Source organism: Stenotrophomonas sp. S4 (genome assembly GCF_054187805.2).
Genome location: NZ_CM196188.1, coordinates 803,154 through 819,125, shown reverse-complemented (window position 1 = coordinate 819,125; position 15,972 = coordinate 803,154). Strand labels below are relative to the sequence as shown.

The window sequence follows — 15,972 nt, the reverse complement described above, 5'->3', positions numbered from 1 at the left end:
CGTCGATCCACGTTCCGCCGGCCGGCGCTACCGGAAAGTGGGCTGGTAGTGCCGGCCGCTGGCCGGCATCCCCACGCCCCACCGGGCAGCCCTGCCCCGTACGCGCTAGACTGTTGGTCTTTCTGCCTTTCTTTTCGCCGACTCATGTCCGAGCACACCCCCGCCAGCCCCGAGACCCCCGCCGACAGCCACGAAAAGCGCGATTTCATCCGCCAGATCGTGCGCGAGGACCTGGCCAGCGGAAAGCACCAGGCGATCAAGACCCGCTTCCCGCCGGAGCCGAACGGCTACCTGCACATCGGCCATGCCAAGTCGATCTGCCTGAACTTCGGCATCGCCGGCGAGTTCAGCGGCGTGTGCAACCTGCGCTTCGATGACACCAACCCGGCCAAGGAAGATCCGGAATACGTGGCCGCGATCCAGGACGACGTGCGCTGGCTGGGCTTCAGCTGGAACGAGCTGCGCCACGCTTCGGATTACTTCCAGACCTATTACCTGGCCGCCGAGAAGCTGATCGAACAGGGCAAGGCCTATGTCTGCGACCTGTCGGCCGAGGAAGTGCGCGCCTACCGCGGCACCCTGACCGAGCCGGGCCGCCCGTCGCCGTGGCGCGACCGCAGCGTCGAGGAAAACCTCGACCTGTTCCGCCGCATGCGCGCCGGTGAATTCCCGGATGGCGCTCGCACCCTGCGCGCCAAGATCGACATGGCCAGCGGCAACATCAACCTGCGCGATCCGGCGCTGTACCGCATCAAGCACGTCGAGCACCAGAACACCGGCAACGCGTGGCCGATCTACCCGATGTACGACTTCGCGCACGCGCTGGGCGATTCCATCGAAGGCATCACCCATTCGCTGTGCACGCTGGAGTTCGAAGACCACCGCCCGCTGTACGACTGGTGCGTGGACAACGTCGATTTCGCCCACGACGACGCGCTGACACAGCCGCTGGTCGACGCCGGCCTGCCGCGCGAAGCGGCCAAGCCGCGCCAGATCGAGTTCTCGCGCCTGAACATCAACTACACGGTGATGAGCAAGCGCAAGCTGATGGCACTGGTCACCGAGCAGCTGGTGGACGGCTGGGAAGACCCGCGCATGCCGACCCTGCAGGGCCTGCGTCGACGTGGTTACACCCCGGCCGCGATGCGCCTGTTCGCCGAGCGCGTGGGCATCAGCAAGCAGAATTCGCTGATCGATTTCAGCGTGCTGGAAGGCGCGCTGCGCGAAGACCTGGACAGCGCTGCACCGCGCCGCATGGCCGTGGTCGACCCGGTCAAGCTGGTGCTGACCAACCTGCCGGAAGGCCACGAAGAACAGCTGACCTTCAGCAACCACCCGAAGGACGAGAGCTTCGGCAGCCGCGAAGTGCCGTTCGCACGCGAAGTGTGGATCGACCGCGAGGACTTCGCCGAAGTGCCGCCGAAGGGCTGGAAGCGCCTGGTGCCGGGTGGCGAAGTGCGCCTGCGCGGCGCCGGCATCATCCGCTGCGACGAAGTGATCAAGGACGCCGACGGCACCATCACCGAGCTGCGCGGCTGGCTGGATCCGGAATCGCGTCCGGGCATGGAAGGCGCCAACCGCAAGGTCAAGGGCACCATCCACTGGGTCAGCGCCGTGCATGGCGTGCCGGCCGAGATCCGCCTGTACGACCGCCTGTTCTCGGTGCCGAACCCGGACGACGAATCGGAAGGCAAGACCTACCGTGACTACCTCAATCCGGAATCGCGCCGCACCGTCACCGGCTATGTCGAGCCGGCCGCGGCCAGCGCCGCCCCGGAGCAGTCGTTCCAGTTCGAGCGCACCGGCTACTTCGTCGCCGACCGCCGCGACCACACCGAGGCCAAGCCGGTGTTCAACCGCAGCGTGACCCTGCGCGACACCTGGTCGGCCTGAGGACCTGCGCGGGCGCCAGCATGGCGCCCGCACGCCCCCGATGATGATCACCGCCCTCTCCGCCCTGCTCTGGTTCATCTCGCAGCATCCGCTGCTGACGTTCTTTGCAGCGATGGTGCTGGCCGGGCTGGTCTCGTGGTGGCGGCGCTTTCCGGGCTACGCCATCGTGGTGTTCCCGCTGGCGATGCTCAACATCTTCCTCGGCCACTTCCTCAACGCTACCTTCCTCAACGTGGTGGGCGAACGCGGTGAAGCGGTGATCGTGAAGTCGGAGCGGACCAGCTCGACGCTCAACGAGCAGTACATCTGGCGGTACGAAGCGGTGCTGCGCACGGCCGAGGGCCGCGATGTGGAAGTGGTGTTCCACACCAACACCGCCTCGCTGTGGCCGCTGGAAAACGCCATCCGCATCCCGGCGCGCGACCAGCCATTCGTGGTGAAGTACACGCCGGGCTTCGCGCGCAACTTCGTCATCCTCACCAACGAATCTCCGCACGGCATCGCCCAGGCCCGTGCCAGCGCGCGCGAGCGCGTGGAGGTAGCGGCGCGCAAGCTACACTTCAGCCCCGGCAATGCCGATTTCCGCGCGGACTATCGCCGCGAGCTGGAAACCTGGCTGCGCGACCACGGCAACGATCCGCAGCAGCAGCCCGACGCGCAGCGATATCGCGCCGAACTCGACGCGCTCGAGCGCTAGTTCCAGGCCCTGCCTGGATGTTCCGCCCCATCCATCCACAGGCCTGACATGACCACGACCTCCACCGCCCTCCTCCCGCTGCTGCAGCAGGTCCTGCAGGGCGCCAGCATCGCCAGCCGCGCCGACGGTGGCGCGCTGCTGCTGGACAGCGGCCTGCGCCTGACCCCGCATGCGATGGCCGCGCACGCGCGCGACAACGGCGGCTGGCAGACCTCCACCGTCATCGAGGCCCAACATCCGGTGTTGTTCGCCGATGGCCTGTTCGAGTACCAGCACGCCAACGGTGCCGATGAGCAGGCGTCGCTGTTGTCCGGCTTCCAGGCCTGGGTGCGGGTGGACCTCGCGACCCTGCAGACCGCGATCGGCGCCGAAGATGCACAGGGCCTGCCGATGATGGGCCTGACCTATCCGGCCGGTGACGATGGCGAGGAACATCAGCGCACCGTGGTGCTGGGGCCGTTGGCGCACTACCGTGCGCAGGAAGTGGATGCATCCACCTGCAGCGAGGACGACCACGGCTCCTGCCCCTGCTGCCTGTTCACGCGCAGCATGGAGGCCTTCGATGAGCTGCTGAAAGCCCGCCAGTTCCTCGCCATCCGCCTGTTCGCCTCGCGCGATGCCGAGGGCCTGTGCGAGGCCGATTGCCGGGTCAACGGTCACGACTTTGCCGCCGCCCTGCCCCTGCTGCGCGCCTATGCCGCCAGCTGGCCGCAGGCCGGGCTCGAGTTCCGCAAGCAGTACGTGGTGATCCGCACCGGCTCGCCTGACTAACCCACCACCACACCCGATACAGGCCGGTGCAGCTACACTGCGCGCCGGTTTCCCAAGCAACCGCACCTTCTTCCATCCCATTACGAGGCACCCCCGCGATGCTGTACGCGCAAGTCCACCTGACCCTTCCCGCCTGGATCCACGACCAGATCGACCTGGATCGTCGATATCCGGGCGATGAGGCCAAGGTCGCGCTGGCGATCGAGCTGTCGCGGCTGAATGTCGAACACGCCAGTGGCGGCCCTTTCGGCGCGGTGGTGTTCGGCCCGGATGACAAGGTCATCGCCGCCGGCGTGAACCGGGTGATGCCGCACGCGACCTCGCTGGCGCACGCCGAGAACATGGCCTACATGCTGGCCCAGCAGCGCCTGCAGACGCCGCGCCTGAACGCAGTGCTGTCGCCGGTCACCCTAGCCACCAGCTCGCAGCCGTGCTGCCAGTGCTACGGCGCCACCGTGTGGGCCGGCATCGACCGCCTGCTGATCGGTGCCAACTCGGCCGACGTCGAGGAACTGACCCCGTTCGATGAAGGCCCGCTGCCGGCCGACTGGGTGGGCGAACTCAACAAGCGCGGCATCGAAGTGGTGCAGGGCCTGAACCGCGACGCCGCACGCAGCGTGCTGCGTGCCTATGGGGAAAGCGATGGCGCCCGTTACTGAGGCCGGCATCGGCCTGCTGTGCCTGTGCCGGCAGGGCTTCGAGCCCGAGCTGGCCGGCGAACTGCAGTTCCGCGCCGGTGAAGCCGGTTTCGCCGGCTACGCGCGCACCCAGCGCAATGACGGCTATGTGCTTTTCATGTGCGACGAAGCGGCTGCCCTGGCGCCGCGCCTGCGCTGGCGCGAGCTGATCTTCGCGCGGCAGAAACTGGTGGTGCTGGCCGAGCTGCCGCAGCTGGATCCGGCCGACCGCATCACCCCGATGCTGGAGGTGCTGGCCGATGCGCCGCGCTTCGGTGACCTGTGGGTGGAGCACCCCGATTCGGAGGCCGGCAAGCCGTTGTCCGGTCTGGCGCGCGCCTTCGGCAACGCGCTGCGCCCAGCGCTGCGCAAGGCAGGCAAGCTCAGCGACAAGCCGAACAACCGCCTGCCACGCCTGCACGTGGTGTTCGTCGACGGTACCCATGCCTTCGTCTGCGTGGCCGACCCGGCAGACAGCGCGCCGTGGGCACTGGGCATCCCGCGCCTGAAGCTGCTGCCCGAAGCACCTTCGCGTTCGGCGCTGAAGCTGGACGAAGCGTTGCTGACCCTGCTGACGCCGGAAGAGCGCGAGACGCTGGCCAGGCCGGGCATGCGCGCGGCCGACCTCGGCGCTGCACCGGGTGGCTGGACCTGGGTGCTGACCCGCCAGCACATGCACGTGCTGAGCATCGACAACGGGCCGCTGCGCCAGCATGTGCTGGATACCGGCCTGGTCGAGCACCTGCGCGCCGATGGCTTCCACTGGCATCCGGAACAGCCGCTGGACTGGATGGTCTGCGACATGGTCGAGCAGCCGCGCCGCGTGGCCGAGCGCATGGCCACCTGGTTCCGCGAAGGCTGGTGCCGGCATGCGATCTTCAATCTGAAACTGCCGATGAAGAAGCGCTGGGACGAAACCCGGCTGTGCCTGGACCTGTTCCAGGACCAGGCCGGCAAGCCACTGGTGGTCCGCGCCAAGCAGCTCTATCACGATCGTGAAGAGATCACCGTATTGGCTTCGCCGCTGCGCTGACCCGTCATCGGCGGCACAGGTTGCCGGGAGTACGCTCCCGGTACCCTCTGGCAAGGAGCCTGTCATGAACATTCCGCGTTCCGCCCTGCTGTTGGCCACCCTGCTGGCAGCCGTGCCGGCCATGGCCCAGCACGGCCCGTCCACACCGGCGCAGAGCCAGCCGCTGGGCCCGACCGGCGGTGCCATCCGCCAGCAGCCGCTGGGCGCCGGCCAGGTCACCGGCAGCGTCGACATTCCGCAGCCCGCCGGCGAAGCACACGTCACCGTTCGCTCGCTGGAGCCGAGCAGCGTGATCGGCCAGTACCGCATCCGCTTCAGCGACCTCGACGTGAACGGCGATGGCTTCATCAGCCGCCAGGAAGCACAGGCCAACCCGGCACTGGCCGATGAATTCAATTCACTGGATCGCAGGCACCGCGGCAAGCTGGACCGTGCCGACCTGGCCGGTTGGCTGGTTGATTGATCCGCCGTCGCGATCTTCATCCACGCATGGCGTGGATCTACTGACGCCGGGCACACGACCCGCGCTCGGTGGGTGCCAACCTTGGTTGGCACAATGTCGGAGGCGTGCCAACCAAGGTTGGCACCTACCAGAGCGGTCTGTATTCCGGTCAGACGCCGGCGGCGCGCTTCCAGAACGCCTGCACCAGCGGCGGCCATCTGCCGACGCAGCCCAGTGCGCGGCCGCGGGCCAGGGTCAGGTGCATTTCGTCGTTGGAGAACAGGCGGTTGATCGCATCGAAGCTGTAGGCGGCGATCTGGTTGTCGCTGCGCCGTTCGCGTGCCCAGCGCTGCAGGCGCTGCGGCGACAGCCGCGGCTGGCCGCGGCGTTCGGCCGACGGCGCCAGCCACTGCTGCAGGGCGGCGACATCGCGCAGGCCCAGGTTCACGCCCTGCCCGGCCAGCGGATGCACCACATGCGCAGCATCACCTAGCGCCAGCACGCGGCCGGCCACGTAGTGACGGGCCAGTTGGCGACGCAGCGGGAAGGCCGCACGCGGTGACGCCAGCCGCAGCTCACCCAGGCGCGCCGCGAAGGCGCGGGTCAGTTCGCGGTTGAACGCATCTTCGTCCAACGCCAGCACGCGAGCCGCTTCATCTTCGGGCAGGGTCCAGACGATCGAACTGCGGCGCTCGGCCACCGGCAGCAACGCCAGCGGTCCGCTCGGCAGGAAGCGCTGCCAGGCCGTGGCCTGGTTCGGCAGCTCACTGTCCACGTAGGCCACCACTCCACGCTGGTGGTAGTCATGGCGCTCGACCTCGATCCCGGCCAGCTGGCGCAGGGTAGATTCGGCGCCGTCGGCGGCCACGGCCAGCGCCGCTTCCAGGCGGCGCCCGTCATCCAGCCGCAGGCGCACGCCATCCTCGTCCTGCTCCAGCGCTTCCACCCGTGCCGGGCAATGCAGCTGCACGCCCGCCGCCGGCAGCGCCGACCACAGGCGATCCTGCAGCAGGCCGTTCTCGACGATGTAGCCCAGCTCACGCCGACCGAAGCGGTCAGCGTCGAACAGCAGATCCTCGCCACCGGCCGCATCCCATACCTGCATGCGCCGGTAGGGCCACGCGCGGGCCTGCGCGATGGCCGGCCACACCCCCAGGCGGTTCAACAGCTGCACGTTGTCGGCGGCGAAGGCGAACACCCGCAGGTCCGGCTGCGCGGCCTGCCACGGTGCCGGTTCGCGGCCCTCCACCAGCGCAACCGACAAGCCGGCATCGGCCAGCGCCAGCGCACAGGCGGCACCGACCACGCCGCCACCGACAATGGCCACGTCCAGGCGCGTGCGCCGGCTCATGCGGCTTCTCCACGGCACAGGCGCGGCACTTCACCACGGAAGCCCATCGCACCACCAACCAGCATCGACTGCACCGAGGCGCGTTGTGCGGCCACCAGGCCGAGGCTGCGCAGCGGCCGCATCAGCGGTGCCGGGTTGCTGGTCAGGCGTGCCAGGCCACCCGAGAACGCCACCGTCTGCCGGCGGTCTTCCTGGCGGCGAGCGACATAGGCCTGCAGCAGCGCATCGCTGCCGGCATCCTCATGCGCATCCTCCAGCAGCTCGGCCAGGGTCAGCGCATCGCGCAGGCCCAGGTTGAAGCCCTGCGCACCCAGCGGATGGATGGTCTGCGCGGCATTGCCCAGCAGCACCGTGCGTTCACCGGCCAGCGCGCGCGCCAGCACCTGGATGAGCGGGTACGCGCTGCGTGGGCCGGATTCGAGCAGGCGGCCGGCACGCCAGCCGATCGCATCCTGCAGCCGCTGCAGCCAGGCCGCGTCGTCCAGCGCCATCACCGCATCGGCCTGGTCGCGCGCCACGCCATGCACGGTGCCGAAGTGGCGGTCGCCGCGCGGCAGCAGGGCGGTCGGCCCGGTATCGGTGAAGCGCTCCCAGGCCGTGCCATCCGGCGCGCGCTGGCTGCGCACGCGGGCCACGAACAGGGTCTGCTGGAAATCATGCCGGTCGACCTCGATGCCCAGTGCGCCGCGCACACCGCTGGTCGTGCCATCGGCACCGACCACCAGCCGTGCCAGCAGCACGCGCTCGCCGGTCTCGTCGGCCACCCGCACCTGGCGGTAGCCGTCGACCACCTCGCCCAGGCCCAGGAACCGCATCGGCCGGTAACGGCGCAGCTGCGGCAGCTCCTGCAGGCGCGCTTCCAGCGCCTGGCCGAAGTCACGCGCCACCACCACCTGGCCGAACCACGGCCGGTCGTAGTCGGCCGCCTCCAGCTGCACGCGGCCGAAATCACCGGCGCGGCTGACGTGGATGCGACGGATCGGGCCCGGCGCCATCGCCAGCTTCTGCATGACCCCCAGCGCGGTCAGCGCGTTGACGGTAGCCGCAGCGAAACTGAGGTTGCGCTGGTCGAACACCGCCGGCAGCTCGCCGGCCGGGCTGGCTTCGAGCAGGCCCACATCGCGGCCCAGCCGGTCCAGGGCGATGGCCAGGCTGGCACCGACCAGGCCGCCACCGACGATCAGCACGTCATGTCGTTCACTCATGGTGTTCATGATACGCGCTCGCCCCGCCCGAACACCCAACGCCCCCGACCTGCGCCAACCGGCGTGGCGGGCTAGAATGAAACCTGAATCCGCTCCGGGCCCGCTGCCATGTCCGCCACCGCCAACCGTGCCTTCGTCCTGTCCGTACTCGTGCTGTTGCTGGCGACGACCCGGGTCAACCACTTCGCGGCAATCCCCGATGCCTCCTGGGCGGTGTTCTTCATCGGTGGCTTCTACCTGGCCGGCTGGACCCGCTGGGCGTTCCCGCTGCTGATGGTGTTCGCGGTGCTGGTGGACTGGATCGTGATCCGCAGCAGCGGCCTGGATTTCTGGCAGCACTACTGCGTGTCGCCGGGCTACTGGCTGCTGCTGCCGGCCTACTTCTCGCTGTGGGCCGGCGGCATGCTGCTGGGCCGCAACTACCAGGGGGCACGCTGGCCGGTGCTGGCCAAGGGCGCGCTGCTGCTGGTGGCCTCGGTGGCGGTCTGCCACCTGCTGGCGCAGGGCGGCTTCTACTGGACCAGCCGCAACGTGGCCGAACCGACCCTGGCCGGCTGGGCACAGAACTACGCACAGTGGTTCGGGCCGTACCTGCGCACCACCGCGATCTACGTGGCGCTCGGCGCCGCCCTGCAGCTGGCCGTGGAGCAGGTACTGAAGCTCCAGCAGGCACGCCGCGACATCCGCCACTGAGCCGCGCCATGGGTCATCGCCTCTCGCGCATCTACACCCGCACCGGCGACGACGGCAGTACCGGCCTTGGCGACGGCCAGCGCGTGGCCAAGGACGACGCCCGCGTGGCGTCCTACGGTACCGTCGACGAAGCCAATGCCGCGCTCGGCCTGCTGCTGGCCACGGCGCTGCCCGAGGATGTCCGCGCGCTGGTGGTGCATCTGCAGCACCAGCTGTTCGACCTGGGCGCCGAACTGTGCATCCCCGGCCACGCCGCGATCCACGCCGCCGATGTCTCGGCACTGGAACAGCAGCTGGACCACTACAACGCCAGCCTGCCGATGTTGAAGGAATTCATCCTGCCGGCCGGTGGCGAGGCCGCCGCACGCTGCCACCTGGCCCGCACCATCGTCCGCCGCGCCGAGCGCGAGACGGTCACCCTGGCCCGTCACGAGGCCGTGCGCAGCGAGGCGCTGCAGTACCTCAACCGGCTGTCGGACCTGTTGTTCGTGCTGGCCCGGGTGCTGGCCCGTGCCGATGGCCACGGCGAAGCGCTGTGGCAACCACAGCAGCGCCAGCGCTGAGTCGGCACGATGCTGGTCTTCACCCATCCGTCCTGCCTGCTGCATGACCCCGGCCCCGGCCATCCGGAGTGCCCGCAACGCCTGCAACATGTGCTGGATGCCCTGCACGCCGCATTCCCCAGCCAGCTGGACTGGCGCGAGGCGCCGCCGGCCAAGTTCGGCGAACTGACCCGGGTCCACGACAGCGCCCTGCTCGACTTCGTGCTGCAGCCGCAGACCGTGCCGCTGCGCCAGCTGGACATGGACACCTGGACCTCGCCCGGCTCGGCCAGTGCCGCCGTGCATGCCGCCGGTGCCGGCGTGGCGGCGGTAGATGCGGTGATGCTGGGCGAAGACCCGCTGGCGTTCTGCGCGGTGCGGCCGCCGGGCCACCACGCCACCAGCAGCACCGCGATGGGCTTCTGCCTGCTCAACAACATCGCCATCGCCGCCGCCTACGCCCGTGACCGTCATGGGCTGGAGCGCATCGCGGTGGTCGATTTCGATGTCCACCATGGCAACGGCACCCAGGACATCTTCCAGCACGACGCCCGGGTCTCGTACTACAGCACCCACCAGGCCGGCCTGTTCCCCAACTCGGGCCTGCGCCGCGACCGCGGTGCCGGCAACCTGATGAACATCCTGCTGCCACCCGGCAGTGGCGGTTTCCGCTTCCGTAATGTGTGGGCCGACGAGATGCTGCCGGCCATCGACGACTTCCGGCCGCAGCTGCTACTGATCTCGGCCGGCTTCGATGCCCACCTGCGCGACCCGCAGGCCGACCTGATGCTGGAAACCGACGATTTCGCCTGGATCACCCGCGAACTGCATGCGCTGGCGCGCCGCCATGCGGCCGGCCGGGTGGTCTCGATGCTGGAAGGCGGCTATGACCTGCAGGCCCTTGCCGAGTGCAGCGTGGCCCATGTCCGGGCCTTGATACCGGCCCCTCCGGACAGCGTCTCCGGATGAACCCGAACCGGCAGGATCCGACGCCCTTCATTGCCCCTATGCAAGGGATGGGGCAAGCTACCGTCCGTTTTCGCCCGAATCCGAACCGCGTGCGCCGAGCCCTCCGCCTGCTTCCCCTGCCTCTGAGCATCGCCATCTGCCTGCCGGCAATGGCCGATGAAAAGCCGCTCAACTGGGGCCTGTGCCCGGCTACCGACGTGATTCCCGCGTTCACCGATGCCCCTGTCCCGGTCCCGGGGCAGGACAAGGCCGCCGCCAGCGCCGCGCGCGAGCAGCAGCCGACCGACATCGAGGGCGACCAGCTGCTGGGCACCACCACCGTGCCGCAGTACGAAGGCAACGTGGCCCTGCGCCGCGGCGACCAGTTCGTCGGCACCGACAAGCTCAGCTTCGATACCGAGACCGGCAACTACATCGCCGACGGCAATGTCCGCTACCAGGACTCCTCGATCCGCATGGTCGCCAAGCGCGCCGAGGGCAACCAGGAAAGCGACACCCACAAGATCACCGACATCAAGTACCAGCTGGTGTCGCGCCGCGGCAACGGTGATGCCGAGTCGGTCGACCTGCAGGGCGCGGTCGGCCAGATGCACCGCTCCACCTACACCACCTGCGACCCGTCGCAGCCGGTGTGGAAGCTGTCGGCGCCGCAGATCGAAGTGGACAACGACGAAGGCTTCGGCACGGCCCGCAACGCCGTGCTGCGCATCGGCAAGGTGCCGGTCCTGTGGGCGCCGTACTTCAAGTTCCCGATCGACGACCGCCGCAAGACCGGCCTGCTGTTCCCGCAGCTGGGCATGTCCGGCCGCAACGGCTTCGACTACACCCAGCCGATTTACCTGAACCTGGCGCCGAACTACGACGACACGCTGATGCCGCGCTACATGAGCCGGCGTGGCCTGATGCTCGACAACGAGTTCCGCTACCTCTACAACGGCGGCCGCGGCGAGCTGCTGACCGCCTACATCCCCAACGACAAGCTGCGCGACCGCGACCGCGGCCGGGTGATGTTCAGCGGTTACCACAACGTGGACAGCCACTGGCAGGCCCGCGCCAACCTCGCCTGGGTCAGCGACGAGCGCTATGTCGAAGACTTCGCCAACCGCCTGGTCGGCGTGACCGCCTCGAACCTGCAGAGCACCGTGGGCCTGTACGGCACCGGCAAGAACTGGACGGCCGGCATCATGGCCGACCGCTGGCAGCTGACCGACTACACGCTCAATGAAAGCGCGCTGCCCTACAACCGCCAGCCGCGCCTGTACTTCAACTGGGACAAGCCGGTCCTGCCGTGGCTGGAAACCGGCGTCTACGCCGAAGCCGTGCGCTTCACCCACGACGACATCAACTACAAGTACGACGCCAGTGCCGGCCCGGACCTGCAGTACACGCGCAATGGCCAGACCCTGCGCATGTACGGCGGCTCGCGCCTGGACGTGAAGCCGTATGTGTCGTTCCCGATCAGCGGCGCGGCCTGGTACGTCACCCCGACCCTGGCCTACCGCTACACCGGCTACGACCTGGACCAGGGCCTGGCCGACAGCGTCCGCCGCAACGTGCTGGTTTCGCAGGGCATCGACCCGAACACGGCCACGCCGGAGCAGCTGCGCGGCAACAAATCGCCCAGCCGCAGCCTGCCGATCGGCAGCATCGACGCCGGCCTGTTCTTCGATCGCGAGACCACCATCGGTGGCAAGTCGTTCCTGCATACGCTGGAGCCGCGCCTGTTCTACCTGCGCACGCCCTACCGCAACCAGGACGACCTGCCGATCTTCGATACCCGTGACTTCACCTTCAGCTGGGGCCAGCTGTTCCGCGACTCGCGCTATACCGGCGCAGATCGCCAGAACGATGCCAACCAGCTGACCCTGGCACTGGGTACCCGCTTCATCGACCAGACCACCGGCAAGGAACGCTTCTCGGCCTCGATCGGCCAGATCCAGTACTTCGACGAGTCGCGGGTGACCGTCACCCCGGGCGGCGCGCCGGTGGAAAAGGGCAAGTCGGCCTGGATCGCCGACGGCAACTACATGATCAACGACCGCTGGACCCTGGGCGCCACCTACCAGTGGGACCCGAAGTACAAGCGCGAGGATCTGGCCAGCGTCCGTGCCCGCTACCTGATGCCCAACGATGGCGTGATCAACCTCAGCTACCGCTACCGCATCAACTCCGGCGCCCCGGCCACCGCCAACAAGCATGACCGGACGCTGCTGGAACAGGCCGACCTGTCGTTCCTGTATCCGCTGAATGCGCGCTGGAGCCTGGTCGGCCGCTACTACTACTCGCTGCAGGACAAGGAACCGCTGGAAATCATCGCCGGCGTCCAGTGGGACAGCTGCTGCCTGGCCGTGCGTGTGGTCGGCCGCCGCTACGTCCGCAACCGCGAAGGCGAGATGAACAACGCCATCCAGCTGGAGTTCGTGCTCAAGGGCCTGAGCTCCCTGGGGCAGGACACGGACCGCACCCTGCGCCGTGCTATCCTCGGCTACAACCGCGACGACCTCTATCTCGTGCCGCCGAGCAACACCGGGGCGACCCGGGATGACTACGATCCGAACCTGATCCCATGACCAAGCGCTTCCCCGTTCTTCTCGCCTCGCTGCTGGCGGTGTCCAGCGTGTCCGCCCCCCTGCAGGTGCTTGCCCAGGAGGCGCAGCCGCTTGACCGCATCGCCGCCGTCGTCGATGAGGACGTGATCCTGCAGAGCGAGCTCCAGCGTGCGATCGCCAACATCAAGGCGCAGTACGCCGGCCGTGAAAACCAGCTGCCGCCGGAAGACGTGCTCAGCCGCCAGGTGCTCGAACGCCTGGTGCTGGTCAAGCTGCAGGTGGCCCGCGCCCAGGGCAGTGGCATCCGTGTCAGCGACCAGGAGCTGAACCAGGCGATGAATTCCATCGCCCAGCAGAATGGTTCGAACCTGGATGCCCTGCGCCAGCGCCTGGCCCATGACGGCATCGACTTCAACGATTTCCGTGCTTCGGTGCGTGACGAGATCACCGTGCAGCGCCTGCGCCAGAGCTTCGCGCAGAGCCGCATCAGCGTCAGCGAGGGTGAAGTCGACGCCGCGCTGAAGCAGCAGGCCACGGTGGGCAACCAGTACCACCTGGCGCACATCCTGATCGCCCTGCCCGACGGCGCCAACGCCGACCAGATCGCCACCGGCCAGAAGAAGGCCGATGGTGTGAAGACCCTGCTGGACAAGGGCGAGCTGGACTTCAACGCGGCGGCCGTGCGCTATTCGGACAGCCCGAATGCACTGGAAGGCGGCGATCTGGGCTGGCGCAGCCTGGATGAAATCCCGCAGGCCTTCGCCCAGATGATGGAAAAGATGAAGCCCGGCGAAGTGGTCGGCCCGATCCGTGGCCCGAGCGGCTTCCAGCTGCTGAAGCTGGTGGAAGTGCGTGACAGCAGCTCCGCCGCCGCCGGCGAACACACGGTCACCGAGTTCCACGGCCGCCACATCCTGGTGCGCGTGGACGACCACCAGACCGACGCCGCCGCCAAGGCCAAGATCGACACCCTGCGTGCCCGCATTGCCGGTGGTGCCGAGTTCCAGACCGTTGCCAAGGAGTCCTCCGAGGACAACAACAGCAAGGGCCAGGGCGGTGACCTGGGCTGGTTCCCGGCCGACGCGTTCGGTCCGGCCTTCGGCCAGCAGGTGGAAGGCCTCCAGGACGGTGGCGTCAGCCAGCCGTTCCGCACCGATGCCGGTTGGCACATCGTGCAGCGCGTGGCGACCCGCCAGACCGACGTGACCACCGACAACCAGCGTGCCCAGGTCCGCGAGACCATCGGCCGCCGCAAGCTGGAAGACGAGTACAACCGCTTCCTGCAGGAACTCCGTGGCGAAGCCTACGTCAGCTTCCGCAGTGGCGACCGCGCGGAAAACACCGCCACCCCGCCGCAGTCCTGACCGATGCGCCCCGAGCTCGCTCTGGTACCGGGCGAGTCCGCCGGGATCGGCCCGGAGCTGTGTGTCCGCCTCGTCCAGCAGCCGCGTGAAGATTGCCGGTTGCTGGCCTTCGCCGACCCGGACACCCTGCACGCGGCCGCGGCCGCGCTGAACCTGCCCCTGCAACTGCTGCCCGAGGACGCCGAAGCACGCGTCCCCGGCGATCTGCGCCTGCGTGCCGTCCGCAACGCCGCGCCCAGCCGCTTCGGCCAGGCCGATCCGGCCAATGCCGGCGCGGTCATCGGTGCCCTGCTCGGCGCCGGCCAGGCCTGCCTGTCCGGCGAACTGCACGGCGTGGTGACCGGCCCGGTGCACAAGGCGGTCATCAACGAAGGCGGCATCGCCTACAGCGGCACCACTGAACTGCTGGCCGACCAGGCCGGGGTGAAGGTGGTGATGATGCTGGCCAACCACATCGTGCGCGTGGCCCTGGCCACCACCCACCTGCCGCTGCGCGAGGTGGCCGATGCGATCACCGCACCCGGCCTGGAGCACACGCTGCGCACCGTGCATGCCGCACTGCGCCGTGAGTTCGGCCTGGCTGCGCCGCGCATCGCCGTGCTCGGCCTGAACCCGCACGCCGGCGAAGACGGCCACCTGGGCCGCGAAGAACTGGATCTGGTCATCCCGCTGCTGCAGCGCCTGCGCGCGGAGGGCATGGACCTGGTCGGGCCGCTGCCGGCCGATACCGCCTTCCTGCCCGCCAAGCTGGCCGGCTTCGACACCGTGCTGGCGATGTACCACGACCAGGGCCTGCCGGTACTGAAGTATTCCGGCTTCGAACAGGCGGTGAACCTGACCCTGGGCCTGCCCTACCCGCGCGTGGCGGTGGACCATGGCACCGCGCTGGACCTGGCCGGCCGCGGCATCGCCGATCCCTCCAGCCTGCAGGCGGCAACGACGCTGTGTGCGCAGCTTGCGCGGCAACGTACACTGGGCGCATGAATTCCCCGCATTCCCCCTCCGGCCCGGTGTTCACCGCACCGGCCAAGAAGCAGCTTGGCCAGCATTTCCTGGCCGACCGCCACTACATCGACAAGATCGTGATGGCGGTCAATCCGAAAGACGGCGACCGCCTGGTCGAGATCGGCCCCGGCCAGGGCGCGATCACGCTACCGCTGCTGCGCGTGCACCCGAAGCTGACGGTGATCGAGTTCGACCGCGACCTGATCGCGCCGCTGACCGCCGCCGCCGAGCCGCTGGGCGAGCTGACCATCGTCCACCGCGACGTGCTGCGCGTGGACTTCACCGAGCTGGCCGCCGGCCAGCCGATACGCCTGGTCGGCAACCTGCCCTACAACATCTCCTCGCCGATCCTGTTCCATGCGCTGGAGCATGCTGCGGTCATCCGCGACATGCACTTCATGCTGCAGAAGGAAGTGGTCGACCGCATGGCCGCCGGGCCCGGCAGCAAGGTGTATGGCCGCCTCAGCGTGATGCTGCAGGCCTACTGCCAGGTGACCTCGCTGTTCGTGGTGCCGCCGGGCGCGTTCCGGCCGCCGCCGAAGGTCGATTCGGCCGTGGTGCGGCTGGTGCCGCGTGACCCGGCCTCGATCAACATCAACGACCACAAGCGCTTTGCCGACGTGGTCAAGGCCGCCTTCGGGCAGCGCCGCAAGACCCTGCGCAATGCCCTGAACAACGTGGTGTCCGCCGAGCAGTTCATCGCCGCCGGCGTGCGTCCCGATGCCCGCGCCGAACAGCTGGACGTGGCCGAATTCATCGCCTTGGCCAATGCCTCCTGATT

15 protein-coding genes are annotated in these 15,972 nt (G+C 68.6%); 13 read left to right on the top strand and 2 right to left on the bottom strand.

Annotated features, from left to right (window positions below; translation table 11 throughout):
• The first annotated feature begins 144 nt into the window (after positions 1 to 144).
• The 6 genes from ACUZUJ_RS03650 to ACUZUJ_RS03625 all read left to right on the top strand — a co-directional run bounded on the left by ACUZUJ_RS03650 (position 145) and on the right by ACUZUJ_RS03625 (position 5,534).
• Positions 145 to 1,893 carry a glutamine--tRNA ligase/YqeY domain fusion protein gene (locus ACUZUJ_RS03650; protein ID WP_014036049.1) on the top strand — a complete coding sequence of 583 codons (1,749 nt, stop codon included), beginning with the start codon at positions 145 to 147 and terminating at the stop codon, positions 1,891 to 1,893.
• 43 nt (positions 1,894 to 1,936) lie between these two features.
• Complete coding sequence (locus tag ACUZUJ_RS03645) at positions 1,937 to 2,590, top strand: hypothetical protein (protein ID WP_458220783.1); 654 nt, start codon at positions 1,937 to 1,939, stop codon at positions 2,588 to 2,590.
• A 48-nt stretch (positions 2,591 to 2,638) separates the two neighbouring features.
• Complete coding sequence (locus ACUZUJ_RS03640; protein WP_049443656.1) at positions 2,639 to 3,361, top strand: DUF6348 family protein; 723 nt, start codon at positions 2,639 to 2,641, stop codon at positions 3,359 to 3,361.
• 98 nt (positions 3,362 to 3,459) lie between these two features.
• The gene (locus tag ACUZUJ_RS03635) at positions 3,460 to 4,020 is read left to right on the top strand and encodes a nucleoside deaminase (protein ID WP_004154307.1); all 561 of its coding nucleotides are present in this window, start codon (positions 3,460 to 3,462) and stop codon (positions 4,018 to 4,020) included.
• The gene (rlmM, locus tag ACUZUJ_RS03630) at positions 4,004 to 5,071 is read left to right on the top strand and encodes a 23S rRNA (cytidine(2498)-2'-O)-methyltransferase RlmM (protein WP_049443654.1); all 1,068 of its coding nucleotides are present in this window, start codon (positions 4,004 to 4,006) and stop codon (positions 5,069 to 5,071) included. Before ACUZUJ_RS03635 ends, rlmM begins: the two co-directional genes overlap by 17 nt.
• Before the next feature lie 64 nt (positions 5,072 to 5,135).
• Positions 5,136 to 5,534, top strand: a complete 399-nt coding sequence (locus ACUZUJ_RS03625) for an EF-hand domain-containing protein (protein ID WP_049443652.1) — start codon at positions 5,136 to 5,138, stop codon at positions 5,532 to 5,534.
• A gap of 148 nt (positions 5,535 to 5,682) precedes the next feature.
• Here ACUZUJ_RS03625 and ACUZUJ_RS03620 read toward each other — a convergent pair whose 3' ends face one another.
• Complete coding sequence (locus ACUZUJ_RS03620) at positions 5,683 to 6,864, bottom strand: UbiH/UbiF family hydroxylase (protein WP_101764951.1); 1,182 nt, start codon at positions 6,862 to 6,864, stop codon at positions 5,683 to 5,685.
• Complete coding sequence (gene ubiH / locus ACUZUJ_RS03615; protein WP_049443649.1) at positions 6,861 to 8,069, bottom strand: 2-octaprenyl-6-methoxyphenyl hydroxylase; 1,209 nt, start codon at positions 8,067 to 8,069, stop codon at positions 6,861 to 6,863. The genes ACUZUJ_RS03620 and ubiH overlap by 4 nt, the downstream gene beginning before the upstream one ends.
• Before the next feature lie 108 nt (positions 8,070 to 8,177).
• On the opposite strand from ubiH, the gene ACUZUJ_RS03610 reads away from it, so the two are divergent.
• The 7 genes from ACUZUJ_RS03610 to rsmA all read left to right on the top strand — a co-directional run bounded on the left by ACUZUJ_RS03610 (position 8,178) and on the right by rsmA (position 15,970).
• A complete protein-coding gene (locus tag ACUZUJ_RS03610; protein WP_049443648.1) occupies positions 8,178 to 8,762 on the top strand; it encodes a hypothetical protein in 585 nt (194 codons plus the stop codon).
• 8 nt (positions 8,763 to 8,770) lie between these two features.
• The gene (locus ACUZUJ_RS03605) at positions 8,771 to 9,325 is read left to right on the top strand and encodes a cob(I)yrinic acid a,c-diamide adenosyltransferase (RefSeq protein WP_014036041.1); all 555 of its coding nucleotides are present in this window, start codon (positions 8,771 to 8,773) and stop codon (positions 9,323 to 9,325) included.
• Between the two features lie 9 nt (positions 9,326 to 9,334).
• Positions 9,335 to 10,273, top strand: a complete 939-nt coding sequence (locus tag ACUZUJ_RS03600; RefSeq protein WP_101764950.1) for a histone deacetylase family protein — start codon at positions 9,335 to 9,337, stop codon at positions 10,271 to 10,273.
• An 89-nt stretch (positions 10,274 to 10,362) separates the two neighbouring features.
• The gene (lptD, locus tag ACUZUJ_RS03595) at positions 10,363 to 12,843 is read left to right on the top strand and encodes an LPS-assembly protein LptD (protein ID WP_168356108.1); all 2,481 of its coding nucleotides are present in this window, start codon (positions 10,363 to 10,365) and stop codon (positions 12,841 to 12,843) included.
• Positions 12,840 to 14,186: a peptidylprolyl isomerase gene (locus tag ACUZUJ_RS03590; protein ID WP_075675326.1), complete on the top strand. Its 1,347-nt coding sequence runs from the start codon at positions 12,840 to 12,842 to the stop codon at positions 14,184 to 14,186. Before lptD ends, ACUZUJ_RS03590 begins: the two co-directional genes overlap by 4 nt.
• Positions 14,187 to 14,189: 3 nt before the next feature.
• Positions 14,190 to 15,170, top strand: coding sequence for a 4-hydroxythreonine-4-phosphate dehydrogenase PdxA (gene pdxA / locus ACUZUJ_RS03585; RefSeq protein ID WP_101764948.1), 981 nt, complete (start codon positions 14,190 to 14,192; stop codon positions 15,168 to 15,170).
• The gene (gene rsmA, locus ACUZUJ_RS03580) at positions 15,167 to 15,970 is read left to right on the top strand and encodes a 16S rRNA (adenine(1518)-N(6)/adenine(1519)-N(6))-dimethyltransferase RsmA (protein ID WP_101764947.1); all 804 of its coding nucleotides are present in this window, start codon (positions 15,167 to 15,169) and stop codon (positions 15,968 to 15,970) included. Before pdxA ends, rsmA begins: the two co-directional genes overlap by 4 nt.
• The last annotated feature ends 2 nt before the right edge of the window (positions 15,971 to 15,972 follow it).